Origin of the sequence: Pseudomonas cyclaminis, from assembly GCF_015163715.1 — a bacterium.
Lineage (GTDB): Bacteria > Pseudomonadota > Gammaproteobacteria > Pseudomonadales > Pseudomonadaceae > Aquipseudomonas > Aquipseudomonas cyclaminis.
Genome location: NZ_JADDUM010000323.1, coordinates 1 through 21,945, shown reverse-complemented (window position 1 = coordinate 21,945; position 21,945 = coordinate 1). Strand labels below are relative to the sequence as shown.

At 63.1% G+C, this 21,945-nt stretch carries 20 protein-coding genes and 1 pseudogene; 10 read left to right on the top strand and 11 right to left on the bottom strand.

Translation table 11 applies throughout. The annotated features are described in order from the left end of the window. Window positions 1-159 precede the first annotated feature (159 nt). The 6 genes from pbpC to IQK56_RS29605 all read left to right on the top strand — a co-directional run bounded on the left by pbpC (window position 160) and on the right by IQK56_RS29605 (window position 6,930). The gene (gene pbpC / locus IQK56_RS29630; RefSeq protein ID WP_193901943.1) at window positions 160-2,490 is read left to right on the top strand and encodes a peptidoglycan glycosyltransferase PbpC; all 2,331 of its coding nucleotides are present in this window, start codon (window positions 160-162) and stop codon (window positions 2,488-2,490) included. A 94-nt stretch (window positions 2,491-2,584) separates the two neighbouring features. Beyond that, window positions 2,585-2,893, top strand: coding sequence for a MazG-like family protein (locus tag IQK56_RS29625; protein ID WP_003188211.1), 309 nt, complete (start codon window positions 2,585-2,587; stop codon window positions 2,891-2,893). Then, entirely contained in the window at window positions 2,886-3,635 is a 750-nt protein-coding gene (locus IQK56_RS29620) for a methyltransferase (RefSeq protein WP_099583588.1), read from the top strand. Before IQK56_RS29625 ends, IQK56_RS29620 begins: the two co-directional genes overlap by 8 nt. Before the next feature lie 24 nt (window positions 3,636-3,659). After that, window positions 3,660-4,262, top strand: a complete 603-nt coding sequence (locus tag IQK56_RS29615; protein WP_193863161.1) for a DUF4136 domain-containing protein — start codon at window positions 3,660-3,662, stop codon at window positions 4,260-4,262. A 45-nt stretch (window positions 4,263-4,307) separates the two neighbouring features. After that, entirely contained in the window at window positions 4,308-4,865 is a 558-nt protein-coding gene (locus IQK56_RS29610) for a DUF4136 domain-containing protein (protein WP_150674983.1), read from the top strand. A gap of 118 nt (window positions 4,866-4,983) precedes the next feature. Next, the gene (locus IQK56_RS29605) at window positions 4,984-6,930 is read left to right on the top strand and encodes a pilus assembly protein TadG-related protein (protein WP_193863163.1); all 1,947 of its coding nucleotides are present in this window, start codon (window positions 4,984-4,986) and stop codon (window positions 6,928-6,930) included. Here the strand turns inward: IQK56_RS29605 and IQK56_RS29600 are convergent. Then, on the bottom strand, window positions 6,915-9,653 hold the full coding sequence (locus IQK56_RS29600) for a PAS domain-containing sensor histidine kinase (RefSeq protein WP_193863165.1): 2,739 nt from the start codon (window positions 9,651-9,653) through the stop codon (window positions 6,915-6,917). The genes IQK56_RS29605 and IQK56_RS29600 overlap by 16 nt on opposite strands. Further along, window positions 9,650-10,093 (bottom strand): TadE/TadG family type IV pilus assembly protein, encoded by a 444-nt coding sequence (locus tag IQK56_RS29595; protein ID WP_122308099.1) that lies wholly within the window; start codon window positions 10,091-10,093, stop codon window positions 9,650-9,652. Before IQK56_RS29595 ends, IQK56_RS29600 begins: the two co-directional genes overlap by 4 nt. Window positions 10,094-10,165: 72 nt before the next feature. On the opposite strand from IQK56_RS29595, the gene IQK56_RS29590 reads away from it, so the two are divergent. Together IQK56_RS29590 and IQK56_RS29585 are read left to right on the top strand one after the other, a co-directional pair. Beyond that, complete coding sequence (locus IQK56_RS29590) at window positions 10,166-10,615, top strand: prepilin peptidase (RefSeq protein WP_193863167.1); 450 nt, start codon at window positions 10,166-10,168, stop codon at window positions 10,613-10,615. A 126-nt stretch (window positions 10,616-10,741) separates the two neighbouring features. Continuing rightward, entirely contained in the window at window positions 10,742-11,524 is a 783-nt protein-coding gene (locus IQK56_RS29585) for a response regulator (RefSeq protein ID WP_193863168.1), read from the top strand. Window positions 11,525-11,535: 11 nt separating this feature from the next. Here IQK56_RS29585 and IQK56_RS29580 read toward each other — a convergent pair whose 3' ends face one another. The 8 genes and pseudogenes from IQK56_RS29580 to cpaB all read right to left on the bottom strand — a co-directional run bounded on the left by IQK56_RS29580 (window position 11,536) and on the right by cpaB (window position 18,941). Next, complete coding sequence (locus IQK56_RS29580) at window positions 11,536-11,802, bottom strand: DUF3613 domain-containing protein (RefSeq protein WP_150674987.1); 267 nt, start codon at window positions 11,800-11,802, stop codon at window positions 11,536-11,538. Window positions 11,803-11,812: 10 nt separating this feature from the next. Continuing rightward, window positions 11,813-12,517: a tetratricopeptide repeat protein gene (locus tag IQK56_RS29575; RefSeq protein ID WP_099583579.1), complete on the bottom strand. Its 705-nt coding sequence runs from the start codon at window positions 12,515-12,517 to the stop codon at window positions 11,813-11,815. 10 nt (window positions 12,518-12,527) lie between these two features. After that, complete coding sequence (locus tag IQK56_RS29570; protein ID WP_193863170.1) at window positions 12,528-13,415, bottom strand: type II secretion system F family protein; 888 nt, start codon at window positions 13,413-13,415, stop codon at window positions 12,528-12,530. 1 nt (window position 13,416) lies between these two features. Then, entirely contained in the window at window positions 13,417-14,298 is an 882-nt protein-coding gene (locus IQK56_RS29565; protein WP_193863172.1) for a type II secretion system F family protein, read from the bottom strand. A 10-nt stretch (window positions 14,299-14,308) separates the two neighbouring features. After that, window positions 14,309-15,580 (bottom strand): TadA family conjugal transfer-associated ATPase, encoded by a 1,272-nt coding sequence (locus IQK56_RS29560; protein WP_150674990.1) that lies wholly within the window; start codon window positions 15,578-15,580, stop codon window positions 14,309-14,311. Next, window positions 15,577-16,770, bottom strand: coding sequence for a CpaE/TadZ family protein (locus IQK56_RS29555; RefSeq protein WP_193901942.1), 1,194 nt, complete (start codon window positions 16,768-16,770; stop codon window positions 15,577-15,579). Before IQK56_RS29555 ends, IQK56_RS29560 begins: the two co-directional genes overlap by 4 nt. Beyond that, entirely contained in the window at window positions 16,767-17,984 is a 1,218-nt protein-coding gene (locus IQK56_RS29550; protein ID WP_193863174.1) for a type II and III secretion system protein family protein, read from the bottom strand. Before IQK56_RS29550 ends, IQK56_RS29555 begins: the two co-directional genes overlap by 4 nt. A gap of 19 nt (window positions 17,985-18,003) precedes the next feature. After that, window positions 18,004-18,941: pseudogene (gene cpaB, locus IQK56_RS29545) on the bottom strand (Flp pilus assembly protein CpaB). Between the two features lie 328 nt (window positions 18,942-19,269). Between cpaB and IQK56_RS29540 the strand changes: the two are divergent. Together IQK56_RS29540 and IQK56_RS29535 are read left to right on the top strand one after the other, a co-directional pair. Further along, window positions 19,270-19,467 carry a Flp family type IVb pilin gene (locus tag IQK56_RS29540; protein ID WP_150760949.1) on the top strand — a complete coding sequence of 66 codons (198 nt, stop codon included), beginning with the start codon at window positions 19,270-19,272 and terminating at the stop codon, window positions 19,465-19,467. A gap of 46 nt (window positions 19,468-19,513) precedes the next feature. Further along, window positions 19,514-19,915, top strand: coding sequence for a response regulator (locus tag IQK56_RS29535; protein WP_193863176.1), 402 nt, complete (start codon window positions 19,514-19,516; stop codon window positions 19,913-19,915). A 16-nt stretch (window positions 19,916-19,931) separates the two neighbouring features. Here IQK56_RS29535 and IQK56_RS29530 read toward each other — a convergent pair whose 3' ends face one another. Further along, window positions 19,932-21,614 (bottom strand): ShlB/FhaC/HecB family hemolysin secretion/activation protein, encoded by a 1,683-nt coding sequence (locus IQK56_RS29530; protein ID WP_150760950.1) that lies wholly within the window; start codon window positions 21,612-21,614, stop codon window positions 19,932-19,934. Window positions 21,615-21,945: the final 331 nt, after the last annotated feature.

The following is a 21,945-nucleotide window of genomic DNA, read 5'->3' as shown; positions in this document are numbered from 1 at the left end:
CGTCGACGATAAACCGGATGATGGAACCGAGCGCCTGGCCCAACCACTCGAAAAAGCTTTCTACCTGCATGTGCGTGTCCTGATAAGAGGTGGGCGTGTCTGTGCCTTTGGTTGTCAATGCAACAGGCTAGTTCCCTACCAGCATAGAGGTTTGCCCGTTTGAATTTGCGTTTAGTTGCCCGCTGGACCCTGGCGACCCTCCTGTTGGTGATTGCCCTGCTGTGGCTGGCCGACCGTATCTGGCCGCTGCCCCTGCCCAAGGATGACCTGGCGCGGGTGGTGCTGGCCGAGGATGGCACGCCGTTGTGGCGGTTTGCCGATGCTAATGGGGTGTGGCGCTACCCGGTGCAAACCAGCGACGTCTCGCCGTATTACCTGGACGCCGTGCTCACCTACGAAGACCGCTGGTTCTACCAGCATCCAGGCGTAAACCCGCTGGCGTTGGCGCGTGCGACCTGGCAGAACCTGACCGGCGCTCGGGTGGTGTCGGGTGGCAGCACCTTGTCGATGCAGGTCGCCCGTTTGCTCGACCCGCATTCACGCACCTTTCACGGTAAGTTGCGCCAGCTGTGGCGCACGGCGCAGTTGGAATGGCACCTGTCCAAGGAACAAATCCTTAACCTCTATCTGAACCGCGCCCCGTTTGGCGGCACGTTGCAGGGCGTGGCTGCGGCCAGTTGGGCCTACCTGGGCAAATCCCCGGCGCAATTGACCCATGCCGAAGCGGCCTTGCTTGCCGTGTTGCCCCAGGCGCCTAGCCGCTTGCGTCCGGACCGCCATCCGCAGCGCGCCCAGCAGGCTCGGGACAAGGTCTTGCGCCGCCTCGCCGAGTTTAAGGTGTGGCCGCAATCGGCGGTCGACGAAGCCCTTGAAGAACCGCTGCTGCTTGCCCCGCGCCTGGAACCGAGCCTGGCCCCCTTGCTCGCCCGCCGCCTGAATCGCCCCGACAGCCCGCCGCTGATCCGCACCACCGTGGACGCCACCCTGCAACGGCGCCTCGAAGACCTGTTGCTGGGCTGGCGCGCACGGTTGCCGGAGCACACCTCGGCCGCGATCCTGGTGGTGGAAGAGGAAACCATGGCCGTGCGGGCGTATCTGGGCTCGGTGGACATCAACGACGCCAGGCGCTTTGGCCATGTGGACATGATCAGCGCGTTGCGCTCGCCAGGCTCGACCTTGAAACCCTTCCTGTATGGCATGGCCCTGGATGAGGGGCTGATTCACTCCGAGTCGCTGCTGCAGGACGTGCCCCGGCGGTATGGCGATTACCGGCCGGGCAATTTCTCCATGGGGTTTACCGGCGCGGTGCCGGCGAGTACTGCGTTATCCAGCTCCCTGAACCTGCCGGCGGTGCAGTTGCTGGAAGCCTACGGGCCCAAGCGATTTGCCGCCGAGATGCGCATCGGCGGTGTGCCCCTGGCATTGCCTGCATTGGCCGAGCCGAACCTGGCGCTGATCCTCGGCGGCGCGGGCAGCCGTCTGGAAGACCTGGTGGGCGGTTACAGTGCCTTCGCCCGGGGCGGTAAAAGCGCGTCCATCCGATTACAGCCTGACGACACGTTGAGAGAACGGCCAATGCTGTCGCCGGGTTCTGCCTGGATTGTGCGGCGCATCCTCAGTGGGCAAGCGCGGCCGGATCGCGACCCGCGTGCCGAGCTGGTGCAGCGCCCGGTGCTTGCCTGGAAAACCGGCACCAGCTACGGCTTTCGCGATGCCTGGGCGATTGGCGTAGGGCCGCGTTATTTGATCGGCGTGTGGATCGGCCGACCGGACGGCACGCCCGTGCCGGGCCAGTTCGGCTTGGCGTCGGCGGCACCACTGATGTTGCAGGTGCATGACGTGTTGACCAACCGCGACAGCCAACGCGGCATCAGCGCGCCGGTTTTACCGGTGCCGGCCAATGTCGGCGTGGCGGCGATCTGTTGGCCCCTGGGCCAGCCGATGAGCCGCAGCGATCCGAATTGCCGGCGCCAACGCTTCGCCTGGACCCTGGACAACACCACGCCGCCGACCTTGCAGGCGTTGGACCAACCAGTGAGTGTGGGCTTGATGGAAAGTATCTGGGTCAACGCCAAGGGCCTGCGGGTTGACGCGCATTGCCCTGGTGCAGTCGCCCGCAATATTGCCCTGTGGCCCGCGCCGCTGGAACCTTGGCTGCCAAGGGCCGAACGCCGCGAAGCACGCATCCCGGCCGCCGATCCGGATTGCCCGCCACCGGCGCTGGCCGCGTCTTCGCCGCTGTCCATTGTCGGCGTGCGTGAAGGCGACCAACTGCGCCTGCCCGCCGCCAGCCAACAAACCCTGCGCCTGAAAATCTCGGCCCTGGGCGGCAGTGGTCGGCGCTGGTGGTTCCTCAATGGCGCGCCGTTGGGGGACAGTGCCAATCAGGACTTCATCAATGCCAGTTTCGAGCGGTTGGGGCGCTATCAGCTCAGTGTGTTGGATGAGGCCGGTCAAACGGCCAGGCTTGAATTCAGTGTGGTGGATTAGGGCCTCATCGGGGGCAAGTCTGAGGGTCACCACAAGTGATTCACTTGCCTTGAAGGCTCATCCCCCGGAAGCTATACCCCTTCAGGAGCCCCCTATGAACCTCGAACACCTCACCGAACGCCTGCACCGCATCCGCGATACCAACGACTGGAAGCAGTTCCACAGCCCGAAAAACCTGGCCATGGCCGCCAGCGTGGAAATGGCCGAGCTGGTGGAAATTTTCCAATGGCTGACCGAAGACCAATCCCGCCAGTTGCCCGCCGACAAACTCGCCCACGCCGGGCAGGAAGTCGGCGATATCGTGCTGTACCTGCTGCTGCTGTGCAGTGAGCTGGGCCTGGACATGAACGAAGTGGTGCGCGCCAAACTGGCTGACAGCGAACGGCGGTTTGCCCATGAGTGACCGTCATTTCGACCAGTTGGCCACGCGCTTTGCCGAGAAAATCTACGGCGGTGCCAAAGGCGCGATTCGCCTGGCGGTGCTTCAGGCCGACTTGATTGAGGCTCTGCCGGCACGCCCGTTGCGCGTGCTGGATATCGGCGCGGGGCTTGGGCATATGTCGCTGTGGCTTGCCGAGCGCGGTCACCAGGTGACCCTGGCCGAACCCGCCGAGCCGATGCTTGAAGGTGCGCGCCAGCGCTTCGCCGAGGCCGGGCAGACGGCGACCTTTATCCATGCGCCCTGGCAAGACCTGCTCGGCCAGCTCACCGAACCTTACGACCTGGTGCTGTGCCACGCGGTGCTGGAATGGCTGGCCGAACCCCATGCAATCCTGCCGGTGCTGCACCAACTGACGGTGCCGGGTGGCTGGCTGTCCCTGGCGTTCTACAACCGTGATGCGCTGATCTATCGCAACCTGCTCAAAGGCCACTTCCGCAAAATGCGCAAGAACGACATGGCCGGCGAAAAGCAGAGCCTGACCCCGCAACAGCCTCTCGACCCGCGCGAATTGGCGGCGCAACTCGACGGGCTGTGGCAGGTCGAAAGCCAAAGTGGCGTGCGCGTTTTCCACGACTATATGCCGGTGGAATTCCAGGCCCGCGTGAACTTACAGGACCTTGTAGAGATGGAACTCGCTCACCGTCGTCACCCAAGCTTTGCCGGACTTGGGCGTTATTTGCACTGGATCTGCCGTCCGGTTTAAGCGGCCCAGTCTGCGGAGGTCGAAATGCGTCGTCTCTGTTTGATCCTGTTATCCCTCGGGCTGGGCGCGTGTTCCAGCCCCAACCCTTATGTGGCCGCGTCTGCGCCCCTGCCACCGGCGCCGGCCCAGGCAGCCACCACCTTTGATGCCAGTGCGTATCCTGCGCCGGTGCGCGACTACGGCGCCTACCGTAATTGGGCGTGGCGCAACGGCCAACTGCCGGCGGGCTCGGCCTGGGCGGATTCGGCGCAAATTGCCGAAGCCGTCAGCGGCGCCCTCGACCAACGCGGTCTGCGGCCCTTGCACGACAACCGGGCGCCCGACGTGCTGGTCAGCGCGGACGTGCACCTGGAGAAGCGTCTCAAGCAAGTCCAGGATGACTACGGCTACGGTTACGGCGGCTACAACCGCTACGGCAATGGCTACGGGATGTACAACTCGGCGCCGATCGTGCGCACTTACGAGGTGACGGTAGCCGTGGTGCGGGTCAACCTGTTTGACGCCCGCAGCGGTCAGCCCGTGTGGAGCACCAGCGCCGAAACTGCCAGCCAGGGCAGCCTCGGCGAACGCGCCGATGCCTTGCGCCAGGCGGTGCAAAAGGCCATGAGCGCCTACCCGCCCCGTTAACCGCTATTCTCATTTCAAGCGCCGTTCGCTCTTTGGAGAAAAATCATGTTTCGTCGCATCGCTACGCTCGCTTTTGTCGTGCTGCTGGGCGGTTGCCAGACCAGCCAGGTCAACCACGACTTTGACGCCAGCCGAGATTTCGGCGCCTACCGCAACTGGGCCTGGAAAGACCCGGCCCTGCAATACCGCCCCGATGATCCACGGATCAAGAGCGACCTCACCGAACAACGCATCCGCCAAGCCGTGGGCGAGCAACTCGACCAACGCGGCCTGCGCCCCGCCGCAGCCGGTACCAAGGCCGACCTGACCGTGCAGGCCTACCTCATCGTCGAGGACCGCCAGCAACAAGTCACCACCAACTACGGCGGCGCGTGGGGCGGCCCGTGGAATGGCTACTGGGGCGCGCCGATGTACAACGAAACGCGCAACATCACCTACAAGGTGGCGACCATCCAGATCGACCTGCTCGATGGCAAGGACGGCAAACTGGTGTGGCGCGGCAGCGATGAACAGATGATGAGCAGCACACCCAACCCGCAGGACCGTGATAACGCGATCCGCACGACGGTGACGCGCATCCTTTCCAGCTACCCGCCGCACTGACCTGGCCCCGCCACTGGATCAACCCGAACCGCAATTTGTGGCCACTGGCCAACGCACATCCCAAGCCTTGTCTACACTCCACAGCACCTACGGAGAGTAAGCGCTAAGGAGTGCCTTGATGTCTCCCCGACCTGGTTTCAGACAGCGTGGTGCGATTGGCTTGATGGCGGCGGGGACCCTGGCCGTGGCCATGGTTTTCATGCTGCTGGCAGTGGACAGCGGTCGCCTGTACCTGGAAAAGCGCAAATTGCAGTCCATCGCCGACAGCGCCGCCCTGGAAGCGGCAGGGCGTAGCGGCGTGTGCACGCCAACCTCCACCGCCAATGACTTCGCCGTGCAGAACGCTACCCGTAACGGTTTCACCGTGGTCGCCGGCGACACCACCCGGGGCCTGGCCGTGACCTGCGGCACACTGGCGACCAACGCCAGCAATATCCGCGTCTATACCGCCGATGCCAGCAAGAACGACGCAATCCGCGTGGTGGCGACTAACAGCGTGATGACCAGCATCGCCGGCGGTATCTGGAACATGTTCAGCGGCACGCCGATGTCCACGCAAACCGTGCTGACCGCCACCGCCGTGGCCGCGTTTGCACCGCCGGTCGCACAACTGACGATTCGCAGCAGCCTGGCAACGGTCGATTCCACCAAATCCCCGCTGCTCAACCTGGTGTTCGGCAATCTGCTCGGCGGCAGCCTGTCGATTACGGCAGCCGGCTGGAATGGGTTGTTGCAGACCAACGTCAACCTGCTCGGCTTCCTTGACCAACTGGCGGTGCAATTGACCGTGACCGCTGGCGACTACGATGCATTGCTCAACACCGCCGTGTCCGCCAGCCAACTGATCGATGCCACCGTGAAGGTGCTGCAAAAAAATGGCGCGGTGGCCACGGCGGTGATCAACGATGTGATCTCCGTGAAGGCCATTGCCCCCAATACCCAACTGTTGAAAGTAGGCGACTTGTTGAAGGTCGCCACCGGAACCCCCGCCGCCGCGCTGAATACCAATGTGCAACTGTTTCAGCTATTGGAAGCGGTAGCGCAGTTGTCCAGCAGCAAAAGTGCGGTGAGCGCGGCGACCCAGGTGAGTATTCCGCTGGTGGGCAATGTGTCGATCCAGACCAAGGTGATTGAGTCGCCGCAACTGTCGGCGATAGGCAACCCCGTGTTGGCCAAGGCCGGGCTGTTGAAAAGCCCGCCAACCGACCAGATTTTCGTGCGCACCGCGCAAGTGCGAACCCTGGTGATGGTGCAGGCGCCGATTCTTAGTGTGGTATCCGGCGTCTCGTCCATCTTGGCGGGCTTGACGACCCCGGTATCGAAGGTGGTCGGCGGCCTGCTCAACCTGAACCTGCCCGCTGTGGTGGGCGGTATCTTGTGTGCCGTCGGCTGCAATGTGGCGGATGTGGACATCACGGAAACGTTGTCGATCTACATCGAAGCGGCCAGCGCCGAGAGCCACGTCACCGACTACAGTTGCGCCACACCGGCGACCAAGTCGCTGACCGTGCAGGCCACCACGTCCCTTGCCACCTTGGGTGTCGGTTATGTGGACGCTGCGTCGGCGTTTTCGTCGTCGGCTGCGGTGAATGTGCAACCGATCCGGCTGATCGATTTTGGCGAGAAATACTGCCTGCTGACCTTGATCTGCGGGCCGCGTACCGCCGGGGTCGGCGGCGGCTTGAACCTGCGCGCCCTGACCACGGTGGCGGCGCAGACCAGCCCCATGGTGTTTCTGCCGGTGGCGGAGATGAACGCGACGCCCACCTATAAAAACGCGCCCGGCACCGCCAATATCGTCAACAGCCTCGGCACCACCTTGAGCGGCTTGCAGGTCACTTACGTGCCGCCCACCGGCAGTTCGACGAACAACCCCACCGCCACAGTGACGACGGCACTGGCGTCGATCGTCAGCTCCGTGGTTGGACTGATCCAAACCGTGCTGGCGCCGATCCTCGATCCCATCGTCAACACGCTGCTGGCGGCGCTGGGGATTAACCTGGGCAACGCCGAAGTCGGCGCCAACCTGACCTGCCACATGGGCCGTGCCTATCTGGTGATCTGAAGGATGGGCAACTCCACGCAAAACCGCGCACCGTCGGCACCATTGCTGACGCTCAGGCGTCCGCCCATGTTCTCGACGATCCCGTAGCTCACCGACAGCCCCAGCCCGGTGCCCACGCCAATCGGCTTGGTGGTGAAGAACGGCTCGAAAATCCGCTCCATCAGGCGCGGGTCAATGCCACCGGCGTTGTCTTCCACCCAGATGCGCACATGACGACTGTCATGCTCGCTGTGCAGCGCAATCCACGGCTGCAACTGCGGATTTTTCTCGCGCTGGCCGAGCAGCGCATCGCGGGCGTTGACCACCAGGTTGATCAGCACTTGTTCGAGCTGATCGACGTAGCCATTGACCTGCACGACGAAGTCCGCCGGCATCACCCGCAGATCGAGGCCTTTGCCCTTCACCCCTTCGCTGAGCAACGACAACGCGCCTTCGACCGCCTGTGCAGGATCAAACGGTTGCTGCTCGATCTCCGAGCGGCGACCGAACACGCGCATATGGTCAACCACCCGCGCCGCACGCTGCACCTGGGCGTCGATGCGCTGGAGTTTTTCGGTGAGGTAGTCGACCGACGCGTCGCCGCTGTTCAGGCGCTTGAGCACGTTGACGATGGCCATGCGCATGACGTTCAACGGTTGATTGATCTCGTGGGCCAGCCCGGTGGCCATTTCGCCGAGGGTGGCCATTTTCGCGCTTTGGGTCAGTTGTTGCTGGGAGCGGCGCACTTCGGTGTTATCGCGGCCCACGGCCTGGACTTCCACCAGTGTGCCGTTTGCGTCGAAGACTCCACGGTCAGACCACACCCACCAGGCGTGCTCGCGGCCGGGCAGTTCCAGGCTGATTTCGGCGGTGCTCACCGGGAACTCCGGCGTCAGTTGGCGGATGCGTTGCACAAAGGCCTGGCGCTGTTCGTCCGACAGCCAATGGCCCAGGTTCACCCCCGGCAGTTGCGTCGGCGGGCATTCCAGGTAGTTGGCCAGCGGCGTGTTGCCGAAGGTCAGGGTCAGGTCCGGAAGGTAGCGGCAGATCATCGCCGGCGAATCCTCCACCAGGATGCGGTAGCGCTCTTCGCTTTGCTTGACGTGCTCGGCGGCCAGGGTCGCTTCGGTCACGTCCAGCCACAGGCCGACGGCTTCTACCGGCAGGCCGAGGTCATCGCGCAGCAACTTGGCTTCGTCGAGCAGCCAGTGGTAGTGGTCCTGTTTGTCGCGTACGCGATAGCGGCTGCGCACGGTGCCTTCGCGCAGCAGTTGGCGGGTGCGTTCGAAATAGACATCGCGGTCGTCGGGGTGGATCAACGACAGCAGGTTGTCGTGATTGCAGTCGTCGAGGGTCCAGCCCAGCAGCGGCAGCAGGCTGTCGCTGAAGAACGCCGGGTGCAGAGCGCCGCTGACATAACGCTGTACATAGATGACGGCCGGAGAGCTGGCGATCAGGTTATCCAGACGTGCGTGGGCGGCGGCGGCTTGCAGTTGCTGGTTCTTGATATCGCTGATGTCGAGCATCACGCCGATCCAGCGCTGGCTGTCGCCCAGCCCCAGCACCTGGCCCTGCACGCGGTACCACAGCGGGTGGCCGTCGGCGTCGCTGCGTTGCAGGCGCACGCTGGCGAGCAGCGGTTTGCCCAGGACTTGCAGATCGTGCAGGCGGCTGTCGAGTTCCTGGCGGTCGGCAGGGTGGATCAGTTCGAGCCAGGCTGCCTGTGGCTGGCGCCTGGCGCCATCTTCCTGGCCCAGACTGCGTAACAACTGCGGGGCGAGCTGGATTTCGCGGGTGGCCGGCAGCAACTCCCACCAGCCGGTGCCGAGCAGGCCTTGCAAGGCTTCTACGCGCTCCAGCTGTTGATGGTAACGCTGCTCGCGCAGACGGCTCAGCAGCGGCGCGGCGAGGGCGGCGCACAGGTGCAGCCATTCGGTGTTGCTGATATGCGTCTGCCCATCATAAAAACCGCACAGCAGCCACGCGGCAACGCCCTGGCCATCGCGGTAGGGCACCAGAAAACCGTCGGCATCACCGAACACGCTGTGCAGCCGGGGGTTGTCGCTGCGGCCATTGGGCAGGCTCAAGGGGACGTTGCCATTGACGCTGTCGAGGCTTGTGCCCAGGGGCTGGTCGGTCTGCCACAAGGTCGGCGCGTCGTGGCCGGCGTATTGGCTGTAGACCCGCCAACCCTGGGTTTCATCATCCAGCAGCGCCAACGCGACACAGGGAATGTGCCAGTGCTGCGACAGGCTGCGCAGTTGTTCGTTGAGCACTTCCGGCATACGGCTCAGGCTGCACACACGCAACTGCTCGCTCATGCGGCTGGCAAGCTGATGATTCTCCTCGCGGTCGCCGGCCTGTTGGTGCTCGGCGAGCAAGTCGCTGACGTCCATCAGGTGCAGGTTCCAGCCGTCGCCGTCGGCCTCGATCCAGCCGCGCAGATGCAGGATTTTGCCGGCGCTTGCCTGGAAATCCAGGTCCAGGCTCTGGTATTGCCAGTCAGCGGGGCAGCCCTCGACACTGAGGACACTGGCCGCGCACAGCAGCTCACGCAGCAGTGGCTTGTGCTCGCTGGCGGCGGGTGCGGCGAGTTGCGAGCGCAGGGTGCCGCCGATGTGCAGGACATGACCCTGCTGATCCAGGTGCAGGTGCAGCCCGGTTGCGGGCATCGCCGTAATTTCGCGGGCCAGCGCGTCGGTGCGGCCCAACAGGCGCCCGAAGAGGTTGTCCCCCGCCGTCAAAGTTGCAGACTCGAACGCGCGTAGAGGCTGGCCGGCAGGCTGGGGACGGTGCCCACGCCCGGTATCACCAGCGCCGGGAACACGGAGTACAGATTAGTGGTGGGGTAGCTGATCGCCACGGTCAGGGTGGTGCCGACGTAGGTTGAACTGATGTAGCCGCTCTGGAAGTTGAAACTGGCGGGGATCCAGCTCAATTGGCTGACGACCGTGTCTTTGGCGCGTTGGGTGACCTGTGTGCCATACGCGGTGCCGGCAGCCACTGGATCGACCGCCATAGCCTGGCGCACCGCTTCGGCTGCCGCCTGATTGAAAGATTGCATCAACAGCAGCGGCAGGCTGTAGCTGATCAATCCATAGAACACCGCAAAAAAGATCCCGAAGACCAAGGCGAACTCAATCGCCGCAGCACCTTTTTGCGTTCTAGGGAGGCTGGTTTTCATGACTGCGTCTACCCTGACGGCTACTACTTGATATCAGCATAGAATCATTCAGCCAAAAGGGATGTTTTTTACGTGATCCATGGCGCGGTGTTGCTGCTTTGGCTGAGTGTCTGTGCCGTGCAGGATTTTCGTCAGCGGCATATCGCCAACGGGCTGACCCTCGGCGCGGCGCTGCTGGCCCTGCTTTATTTGTTGTGGACGGGCTGCACCTGGCTGGGCGCGCCGGCGGGCGAGGGCGCGTGGTCGCTGGCGCTGGCCTTGCTGTTGACCTTGCCGGGGTACGCGCTGGGCCGTTTCGGCGCGGGGGACGTGAAGCTGCTCGCGGCGCTGGGGGTGGCCACCACGGTGAATCATTTGCTTTGGTCGCTCATTCTTGCCGCGGCGCTGCTCGCGGCCTGGTCGCTTGTGCATCAAGGGCTTGGCGCGCGCCGTGAAACAGCGACGAGGCCCACGTCAAGAAAGCAGCCTTTCGCACCGTTTGTATTGACAGGTTTTGCACTGTATTGGTTTTGGATCCACTAGTCGCACAAGGCCTCTATCGCTATGTACATAGTCGGAAAGTAGGGCTAGGTTTATTGAGCAGATGATTCACATTCTGCGTCGAAAGGGATAGGTCAATCATTTGGCTTGCCAGGCATGGAGTAACGTGTGAACAAGCTCACTTCGGCTGTAAAAGTGCTCGTGGTCGACGATCAGCCACTGATCGTCGAGGAGCTTTGTGAATTTATCGAAAATAGCGGCTATCGCTGCGTCCCTTGCGAATCCAGCCGCCATGCCTTGCAGCGCTTCACTGAAGACACGGAGATTGGCCTGGTGTTGTGCGACCTGCACATGCCGGACATGGATGGGATCGAACTGGTCCAGGCCATGCAGAACATCGCGGGCAAGCATCGTGCATTCGAGGCGATCATGCTCACCGGGCGTGCCGACAAACAGGACGTCATCAAGGCCCTGCGCGCCGGCATCTCGGACTACTACCAGAAGCCGATCGACCTCGAAGAACTGCTCGAAGGCCTGCAGCGCCAGGAAGCCGCATTGGAGGAGCGTCAGAAGGAATTGCACCTGGGGCAACTGAACCTGAAGCTGCAATACCTCTCCGAATCCATCAACGATCTGTATCAGGATCTCGACAAGGTGCGTCGCAGCCCCAGCGTGGCAGACGCGGCCGAGCCGGTCGGCGAAGCGCCTGCGACGGTGGAAATCCCGGCCATCTTCAATCAGCTCTCACCGCGTCAGCTCGACGTTGCCCGTCTGGTGGGCAAGGGGCAGACCAACTACCAGATTGCCTGCGAACTCGGCATCACCGAAAACACCGTCAAGCTGTATGTGTCGCAGGTGTTGCGCCTGACCCATATGCACAACCGCACCCAGCTGGCGCTGGCCCTGTCGCCGAGCAACTCGGTCATGCGCCAGCGGGTCACGGCGCACTGACGCTCATCACTTCATTTACTGGCGCCACCGCCGGACGAGCTGGATTTCGACTCGAAGTATTCCGGGATCGGATGCTTGTTGCTGTCCAGCCAGCGTTGCAGGGCCTGTTCGCGTTCCGCCGGTGTGGTTGTTTGTGGGGTAGGCGACGCGACGAGGCCATTGACCTGCAGCGCCAGCCAATTTTCCGTTTCAGCCTGCTGTGGGGACGAAGGCCCCGGCTCAATGGCCGCCGCGGCCAGCGGCAGCAGGCTCAGGCACACCAGTAAATGGGTTTTCATACTCGACTCCTTACTTGATCGTCACGGGCAGGGCATCGGCGACGGCCGCGACTTTGCGTGCAGGGCTGCGCTTGAGTTTGGCCGCGCGCGCCTGGGCTTCGGTAACTTGCGCGGGGCTCAGGCCCAGTTGGCTGACCACTTTGGCCGCTTGTCCCCAGTCGTCCTGATAGATCAGCAACGTCACCAGGTTGACGGCGGCCAGAGGGTCGCTCTGCTTGAGTTCGATGGCCGTCAGGAATTCAAAGCGCGCTTCTTCCAGGCGCGATTGGTTGAGGTAGACCACACCCAGGTCATTGCGGATCTTCTCGTCGGTGGGCGCCAGCCGCGCAGCATTTTGCAGATGGACCAGCGCCTGGGCGTTGTCGCCCCGTGCCACCGCCAGTTGCCCCAGCCCGTGTTCACCCTCGGCGGCCATGCAGGTGCCGATCAGGCTGCGGTACAACGGCTCGGCCTCGCTGCGTCCCAGCAAGCGATAGGCACGGGCCTTGCGCTGGCGCACCTGGGGCAGCGTATCGGGCAGGCTTTGCAGGTTGGCCAGGCTGGCGTGGAGCTTGTCTTCGTTGGCCATGTCATCGGCCAGGTTCAGCGCCAGGTCCTGTTCCGAACTGGGCTTGGCACAACTGCCGGGCGACGTGAAGGAGGCCCAGGGCGTCTGCCCGTTGCTGGCGCAACCGCCGAGCAGCAGCAGGGCCATCGCGGCAATCAGTGGTTTCATCGGGCGCTCCTTAAAAATGGACCAGGGCTCGGGCGATGCCGATAAAGGCCGGGCCGCCGAGGACAATCAACAATGCCGGAAACAGAAACACCATCATCACCACGGACATCTTCGCCGACATCTTCGAGATGAATTCCTGCAGGTTGGTCAGGCGCCGGTCGTCGAGCAATTGCTTGAGCGCCAGCAGGGACTTCATTGCGCCGCCGCCCTGGGTGATCAACTGCTGGAGGATGACGCAGGTGTCGGTGAACTCGTCGACTTCCAGCAAGTGCGCGGTCTTGCCCAGCTCCTCGCCCAGTTCCAGGCCGGAATCGACCCGCGCCAGGATCAGGCGCAACTCGTGGGTAAGGTCCGGCAGCAAGCGTTGCGCCTCGCTGCCCAGCACGCGCAACGATTGTTCAATCGCCATGCCCGATTCGAACAGGATGCGCAGCAGCGGGATAAACGTGGAGATTTCCCTGGCGATGCGCTGCTGGCGGTATCTGGCGGCGGCGGCCAGCACGCGCTTGGGCAGCAGGTAGCCGACGCCCAGGGCCAGCAGCGGGGCGATCCACACAGGGTCCACCTCGGGGAACAGCAGTTCCTGGCCAAGCAGGGTCAAGGCCATCACTACAAACGGCACGCCGATCTGCAGCGCGGCAAACAGCGAGCGTTGGCTGGATTTGCGCCAGCCTACGCGGTTGAGCAGGATCTGCGTTTCGGTGTCCAGGCTCACCGAGCCCTGGGCCAGCGAGCTTGCGCCCAATAGCCGGATGAGCGAGCCGAGCCTGGCTTCGCTGGTGATGCGCCCTTGCAGGCGTTCCGTCACCCGGCGTTCGCGACGCCGATGCTCCAGCAACTGGCCGCCCACCAGGACCAGCGCCGCGAGGAACAACAGGGCACCCACCAGAAGCACCATCTCAGACACTCCTCAACATGCGCCACATGGCGAACGTGCCCGTCAGGTCCATCGCGGTGGCAGCCAGCAACATGTGGCGCCCGGTGTCGTCATTCCACATGGTCATCAGGTAGCCCGGGTTGACCATGATGAAGTAACCCACCATCAGGATCGGCAGCCCGCCCAGCACATAGGCGGTCATGCGGGTTTCGCCGGTCATGGCCTTGAGTTGACGGGAGGCCTGTTCGCGCTCGCGAATCATCTTGATCAGGTTTTCCAGCAGTTCGCTGGCATTGCCGCCGTAGCGGTGGTTGACCTTGAGGCCCAGGGCGAACAGGCGAAACTCGTCCTGTTCATAGAACTCGGCGAAGTCGCTGACCGAGTCGGGCAGGCTGACGCCCATGCGCACGTTACGCTGCACGCGGCCCATGGCCTCCTTGAGTGGGTTTTCGACGCCTTCGATGCCGCCCAACACTGCGTCGGCCAGGGTTCTGCCGGATTTGAGGCTGCGCACGCTGTGGTCAAGCAACTGCGGGAGTTGCTCGACCATGCGCTGGACGCGGCGCTGATAACGCCAACCGATGTAAAGGCGCAGCACCAACGGCGGGCCGACGATCATCGCGAACAGGCCCCAGCCGTCGCCCAGCAGGTAGCCGAACAGGGCGCCGATCACCCACGCACTGAGCCACAGGCCCAGGCGGTCGCTGGGCTTACCCAGCCCCGCACGCAGGAACATGCGCTCAAGACCGCTCCAGGACGTGCTCGCTTCTACGGTCTCGGGCTGCCCGTCGCCCAGGCGTTCCAGCACGCGGTCGGTCTGGGCCTTGCGCAGGCTGTTGTCGAACAGCCAGAGCGACAGGCCGATCAGCAGCAGGCAGATAAGCAGCAGCAAGGGTCCAGTCATTCAGCGCTCCCTATAACGGCAAGGCCGACTCGCGGCGCAGTTTGTCGCCCGCGGGGTGGATGGCTTCGCGCAGGAAACCGAAACCGGTGCGCCGGTCCAGGCGAAACAGGGTATTGGTGACATACACGTCATCGCGCACGCCGACCACTTCCACCACTTCGCTCACACAGCGGCGGCCATCGGGCATGCGCGTCAGTTGGATGATCACGTCCAGTGCGGCGCAGATCATCTGGCGCAGGGTTTTTTCCGCGACCACACGACCGGTCAACCCCACCAGGGTTTCCAGGCGCAGCAACGCATCCTGCGCGTTGTTGGCGTGCACGGTGCTCATGGAACCGTCGTGACCGGTGTTCATCGCGGTCATCACGTCGAGCACTTCGACGCCGCGGATTTCGCCGAGGATGATGCGGTCCGGGCGCATCCGCAGGGCGTTGCGGATCAGGTCGCTGGACCGCACTTCGCCGTGGCCTTCGGCATTCGGCGGGCGGGTTTCGAGGCGCACTACGTGGGGGTGCCCCAGTTGCAGTTCGGCAACGTCCTCGATGGTCACCAGCCGTTCACGGGGGTTGATCAACTGACTGAGGATATTGAGCAGGGTGGTCTTGCCGGTGCCTGTGCCGCCGCTGATCAGAATATTGCAGCGCTTGCCGACGGCCTCCTGGAAGAACTCGAAGATGCTCTGGTCGATGGTCTGCATGGCTACCAGGTCGCTGCTCTTGAGCATGTCCTTGCGAAATTTGCGGATCGACAGGCACGGCCCGTCCAAGGCTATCGGCGGGATGATCGCATTGACCCGGCTGCCATCGGGCAGACGCGCATCCACCATCGGCGACGACTCGTCGAGGCGCCGGCCCAGCGGCGCGAGGATGCGCTGCATCACGCGCTCGACGTGATGGTCGTCGATAAAACGCAGGTCACTCTGGTGCAGCAGGCCTTCGCGTTCGATAAATACCCGATGCGGCCCGTTGACCAGGATTTCGGTCACCGACGGGTCGCGCAGCAGCACTTCCAGCGGGCCGAACCCTGTGAGTTCGTCGACGATCTCTTCGGCCAGGCGCTCCATTTCATAGCGTGAGATCGCCAGGCGCATACGCGTGATGTATTCGGAGACTTTGTCGATGACAAATTGCGCGAGGGATTGGCGCGTGCCTTCGAGCAGGTTTTTGCCCGACTCTTCAATGGCATCGATGATGTAGCGATGCAGCACCAGTTTGAGGCCGTCGTGATCGCTTTTGCCGTTGGCGTTGCGGGCGGGCCCGCCGAAGAGTTTTTCGCCGCTCATCGTCCAGCCCCCAGGATGCGTTCAAACCAGCGCATTGACGGTTTTTCCAGGCCTTCGGAGCGTTTCGCCAGACGCTCGCCCAAGGTACGCACGGCTTGGGTCAAGGGTTCGCGGGGCGCCAGGACAAACAGGGTCTGGCCCTGGTTTTTCACGTTCAGGCGCAGTTCGGCGCTCAAGGGCAGAACGGCGACGCACTCCAGGCCGAAGCTTTTTTCCAGCGCTTCGGTGTCCGGTGCGCATGACTTGATGTAGCGATCGATCACCAGCTTGGCGTGGTCGAGCTTCATGCCTTTGTCGCGCCAGCGGTTGAGGACTGCCAGGTTGCGGCGACAGTCCAGGACGTTCTGGTCGGTGCACCACAACAGCTTGTCGCAGTGGCTGACAAAGGTGCGCAGCGCTTCGCTGTCCGGTTGCCCGGTGATGTTGACGACGATGTGCTGGAAATGCTGGCGCAGTGCACTGAGCAACATGAACAGTTCGGCCGCGCTGGTGAGCTTTAGCGGTTCGTCGCCGGTGGCGTACGCGAGGATACGCAGGCCGTCCTTGGTCGTGGTGAATGCGCTGTTGATCAACGTGGTATCAAGGCGGCGCAAATGGCGCAGCGCATCGCCGAAATTGAAGGTGCTTTCCAGGCCCAGCAGCGCCAGGCTGTCGCTGCGCGGCAGGCCGAGGTCCAGCACCAGCGTCTGTTGCCCGCTTTTCTGCACCACCATGGCCAGGTGCGTCGCCAGTATTGCGCCGTCGGCATTGCTCTGGGTGCCATACAGCACGGTCAGCCCGCCCAGTTGCGCATTCGAAGTGACGGGCGGCAGGCGCTTGCTCAGGCGCCGCACCAGGCCGGCGACTTCGCTGGAGCGTGAGCCGTAGGCAACAAAATCCCGCGCGCCGGCGCGCATGGCGTTCAGCACCAACTGGTTGTCCATGCCGTCGCCAAGGGCGACCACCGCGAGCATCGGCTTGGCCTCCAGCGCACCTTCGATCAATGCGCTCTGGGCCACCACGTTTTCCCGATCGAGGCCCACGAACACCAGGTTGGCGAAGGTCACGTCCACCAGGGCGAGCAATTCATCCAGTGAGCCACTACCCGCACTGACCACCTGGCCCAGTGGCGCAAGGGCGCCCTGCAGCCACTCAAGGTCGGTGTCGTTGCGGGTGATTGCCAGAAACGTCTGGCTCAGGCTATCGCTCATTGGGAAAGTCCACTGCGACGGTCGAAGTTGCCGTTTTCGAGGAAAAACATGCGGTACCAGTTCGGGTCGTAACTGCGCAGTTTTTCGCCGGGCAAGGAGGGCAAGCGAGCGTTGGCCGCCAGCGGCTGGACAAGGTGCGGCGTGACGATCATCAGCAGTTCTTTTTCTTCACGGTTGATGTTGGAGTCGCGAAAAAACGCACCGAGGATCGGGATGTCACCCAGGCCCGGAAACTTGCTGATGGTCGAACGGTTATTGCTGCTGATCAGGCCGCTGATCACGAAGCTTTCGCCATCGGCCAGGGACACGCTGGTGTCGGTGCGGCGCACGGTCAGGGCCGGCACCTGGATGCCTTGGATCACCACCGCGTTGCTGTAGTCCAGTTCGCTGACCTCCGGCGCCACCTTCAGTGTGATGCGGTTGCGGTCGATCACGGTGGGGGTCAGGGTCAGGCGGATGCCGAACTCCTTGTACTCGATGGAAATGGTGTCACTGCCTGCGCTGGGCACCGGCACCGGCACTTCGCCGCCCGCGAGGAAGGTCGCGCTCTGGCCGCTCATGGCCACCAGGCTCGGGCGCGCGAGGGTGTAAGCAAAACCGCTGCGTTCCAGGGCGTTGATCATGGCTTTGACGCGGCCGCCGCCAAAGCCGACGTTGAAACTGTCGGTGCTCACCGGCAGTTTGAACACGCCTTCGGAGGGCGACAGCAAGTTCGGGCTGCCGAGGAAAAAGTTGGTGCCCATGCCGAGAAACTTGGTGCTGGCTTCCTTGAGCTTGGTGCGGCTGACTTCGACAAAGCGGATATCGGTCTGTACCTGGCTGGGCAGCGACGGGTCCTCCGAGGGCGACAGCGACAGGCTGGTCAGCGCCGACGTGGCCTTGCCCTTGACGAACACCATGCTTTGGCGCGGCGCGCTGGCGCAGGCGGTCCACACCAGCAGGCTGGTAGCGCCCGCGCCGACACCGGTGAGCAGAAAGTTGCGATCACCGTGGACCCGCACATCGGCGATCTTCGGGTCGCCAATTGCCAGGCGCGTAATCGCCACCGGCGACTGCAGTTCCTGTTGCAACCCTTCGCCCACCTCGACCACGGCGGGTAACTGGCCCAGGGCGCTGCAGTTGCCCGGCGCCGCCACCGCGAGGCCGGCCGACAGGCTCGACAGCATCAGGGCGCAGGCGATGTGCTTGAACAGCGGGGCATAGCGATGGCTCATTCAAGGCATCCTTGCTCAATCACGGGTTTTGCGGCGCCGCTTGGGCGCCGCGAATCACTTCAATGCCACGCCGTACGCTTGGCCCACCGCTGGTGACGGCGACGGCGACGCGTTTGGGCGGCGCGCTCATGGCCAGTTGGGTGAATTGGTAGAGGTCGCGGTTGGCGCTTTGCAGTTTTTGCGGCGCATCGCTGTCGCCGGCCCAATAGCGGCTGAGCAGTTGCTCGTCGGCGCTGCGTACGGCCAGGCGCAACGTACCGGCTTGAGTGGCGAGCATCAGCCGGCTCAACAGAGGCTCCGGCACCGCGAGCACGACGCTGCGTGCAGCCGCCCGGCGTTGCGCGGCCTGGATACGTTCTTCGGCGGTGACCGGCGGCGGCATGGCGGGCTGGCCATCGTTGGTCAGGCCCAGTTGGTCGCCGACGCTGAGCAAGCGCATCGCCGGGACCACGATCTGCGCCGAGGGCTCGGCGTTGCCCGGCTCTTGGCGCAGAAACAGCAGCACGTCGACGTAATCGCCGGGGCTCAGTTGCCCACCGGCGCCCACCACCTCATCGACCGCAACCGCCAGTGCGCGCTCGTCGGGGCGAATCATGCGGGCCAGCGGACCGCCCGTACTGAAGCTTTCCTGATTAAGCCAAGTGCCGGCACTCAGGGGGCGCTGCGGGGTACGGCCGATGGCCTGGTCAAGTTGGGTCAGGCTGCCGGCGGGCACCGTGCGCAGCTTTTCCACGGCCAGGTCGGTTGCGGTCAGCGCCACGAAAGGCGGCACATCGCGCACCAGCACCACGACCGGGAGGCGGGTCTGGTCTTCGGCGGCAGTGGCGGGTTTTTCAGCAGAAATGACAGGTTCGGCGGCGGGGGCGGTTGGCGGCTCAGCACCAACCCCCAATACCCCGCAATCAACGCCCCCACCAACAGCACGCCGGCCAGGATCATGCTGATACGACTGTTCATGACGGCTCTCCCTTTCCGGTTGCACTACAGTCCCGCCAATCCAAACGAGTTAATTCGCAACCTGGCTGTGATGAACATCTAACGATTTGGCTATTTGAAGGTAGCTCAGCTAGGACAAAATGCCATTACCTGACAAAAAAATTACTGCAACTAAAGGTCCGGCTGTTTGAATGCTTGGTTTACGGCGCCAACTTTGCGACTAATACTTTGTGATTAACTCGTTATTACAGTTGTGAGCCCAGGGTTTGTTGACAATGCTCTAGTGGCACGCTGCGTAGATCGTGCTAGAGCCGTAACGGCAATCCGTGGCGTTTTAAGGAGAAGTCATATGTTCCTTGACCTGATAGTGAAGCTTTACGTGCAGACGCAACTGTTCTTCAAGCGCAGCGAGGGGGCGTCAGGGATTGAATACGCCATTATTGTGGCGCTGGTTGCCCTGGTCATTGTCGGTGCCGGGACCGGATTGGGCAGCAAGATAAGTACCATCTTTACCAACATGTCGAGCAAAATGCCCACAGGGACTTGAGGCCGGGTTGTGCCAGTCATTCGATCTTCCCCTTGCAGGTACGGCCATGAGCGCATCTTCTCCACGCCAGCAAATCTTATTGGTGGACGATGAAGAGGACGCGCTGATCGAGCTCGCCGAGTCCCTCGAAAACGAGGGGTTTGTGTGCTTTACCGCCACGTCCGTCACCTTCGCCTTGCAAGAATTGACACTTCATCCTGATATTGCTCTGGTCATCACCGACCTGCGCATGCCCGAAGAAAGCGGTATCTCGTTGATCAAGCGCCTGCGCGAACACACCTCACGCTCGCACCTGCCGGTGATTGTGATGTCGGGTCATGCCGAGATGGATGATGTCAGCGACATGCTGCGGCTACAGGTGCTGGACCTGTTTCGCAAGCCGATCTACCTGGTGCGGTTGATCGATACGCTCGACAGCTTGTTTCCGCTCAACAAGCGCTTGCCTTAGAGCGCTGTGTATCTCGTCACAGCTGATAACTGAAACTCACCGTATACCGTGGCTGGCGCGTCAGGCTGTCGAATGCCTCGTCCGACATCGGCTTGGCTGCTTCGACGGCGATGTTGTAGTACTTGGCATCGCCAAAGCGCAGGCCTGCGGCAGCCGATGACATGTCGTTGCCCTGGATGGGCTGGTCGTTGAACCAGGTCTTGGCGCGGTCGAACACGATGTAGGGTTGCAGGATCCTCACCCACTCGCCGGTACGGTTGTAGCTGTAATTGATCTCATAGGCCATGCCCCAACCCTTGTCGCCCGAGCCTTGGTCGTCAGGGTAGCCACGGCCGAAGTTCTGCCCGCCGAAGGTGGCGCGTTCGCTGTCGGGCAAGGTGTCATCGCTCCAGTAGAGTGCCCCTGAGAGTACTCCCTGAAAGTTTCCGAACAGCGTGTTGCTTTGCACGCCCGACAGGCGCAGGCGGAAGAAGTCGAGGTCGGGCTTGAGGCCCCCCAGGTCGCTGCGTGTCTTGGCGCCCATGCCGTCGATGCCTTGGTACAACCCGGCACTGAGGATGCGCAGTTGGTCGGTGTCGGCCTTGCGCCAGTCACCTTCGAACGCCAGGGCTCGCAGGTTGGTTTCGAGGTCGAAGCGTTGGGGGAATCCGACCAGTTGATAACGGGTTTTCTGGTCCACCCCGTAGAACCGCGTGCCCAGGGTCAAGGATTCGGTGGGCGAGGCGATCAGTGGGTGGCTCAGGCCAATGGAGAACCGGTCGATGGCCTTGTGGGGCTTGAGTTCGAAGCCGCCGCCCAATTGCAGGTGGGTGCTGGGGTCGGCGCGATAGCGTTCACCGGACAGCGCCAGTTGGGTGCCCTCGGCATTGACGAACTGGCTGTAGGCGGCGCGGTAGTAGTGTTCCTTGTCGTCGCCCGGTGGGAGGAGGCCGCTGACGCTCAGTTGTTCCCCCATGGCGGTCTGGGCGTTGCTGGTGGCCGTGAGTAACGCCTGGGTGCCGCCACGACTGGCCTGGTTGAGGCTCATGCTGGTGGTGAAGGGCTTGCGGCTGGCGGTGATCTGCATGTGGGTGCCGCCGTCGGTGGTGGCGGGGGGCGGCACTTGCGCCTGCAAGGTGACGCCGGGAATCGTGCCCATCAGTGTGGTGTAGCGCTCGAAGGTCTTGCGGGTCAGTGGGCGTTCGGTCTTGAGTTTGTCGGCGAGTTTTTCGATGTAGGACGACACTGGGCCGATATCACCTTGCAGCTGGTAATCGCGGATAAAACCCTCCACCAACACCACATGCACCAGGCCGTCATCGAAGCGTTGCTCCGGCAGGAACGCATAGGACAGCAGGTAACCGTCCTTCTGATAACGCTGGGTGATGCTGCGCGTGGCTTCGATCAAGTGGGCCACGTTGGTTTCGTGGCCAATCAACGGTTCGAAGGCCTGGGCCACGTCCTTGAGCGTGTAGACCGTGCCGCCGTCGATCTGCAGTTTGCGGATGGTCACTTTGGTGTCCATCAGCAAGGGTTGCGCCTCACTGGCCGCAGGCCTTGGCAACTGTGTTTGCGGGGTGTTCGGGCGGTAGGCATCGGCGGGCAGATTGGGCACCGGCAGGTTGCGCAGGGTGTCGTTGCTATTGAGGAAGCTGGGTAGGGTGTCTGCGTGGGCGTAAGCATTGAGGGTGAGCAATAACAGCGGCGTCAAAGCGCGCATAGGACACTCCATGGTCAAAACTGCAGCGGCGTGGTGCAGATGCCCGCCGGGCTCTAGGGGGCGCGGTTCGGGGTTTTTCAGGGACCGTTCAGTGGCCCATAAAAAAGACGAGAGATGGATAAAATCTCTCGTCTCAACCAAGCGTAGGCGCTGTAGGTGGGGCCGTCTAATCGGCCAGGTGCAATTCTAGTGGGTGCCGGCCAGGCCACCGAGCAAACCGCCCAGGCCACCGCTGGTGCTGGTACCGGCGCCGGCAGAGGCGCTGCCGCCCAGGCTCAAGCCGCCGCCGAGCAAACTACCGCCGCCGGTACCCCCGGTGACCAGCCCCCCC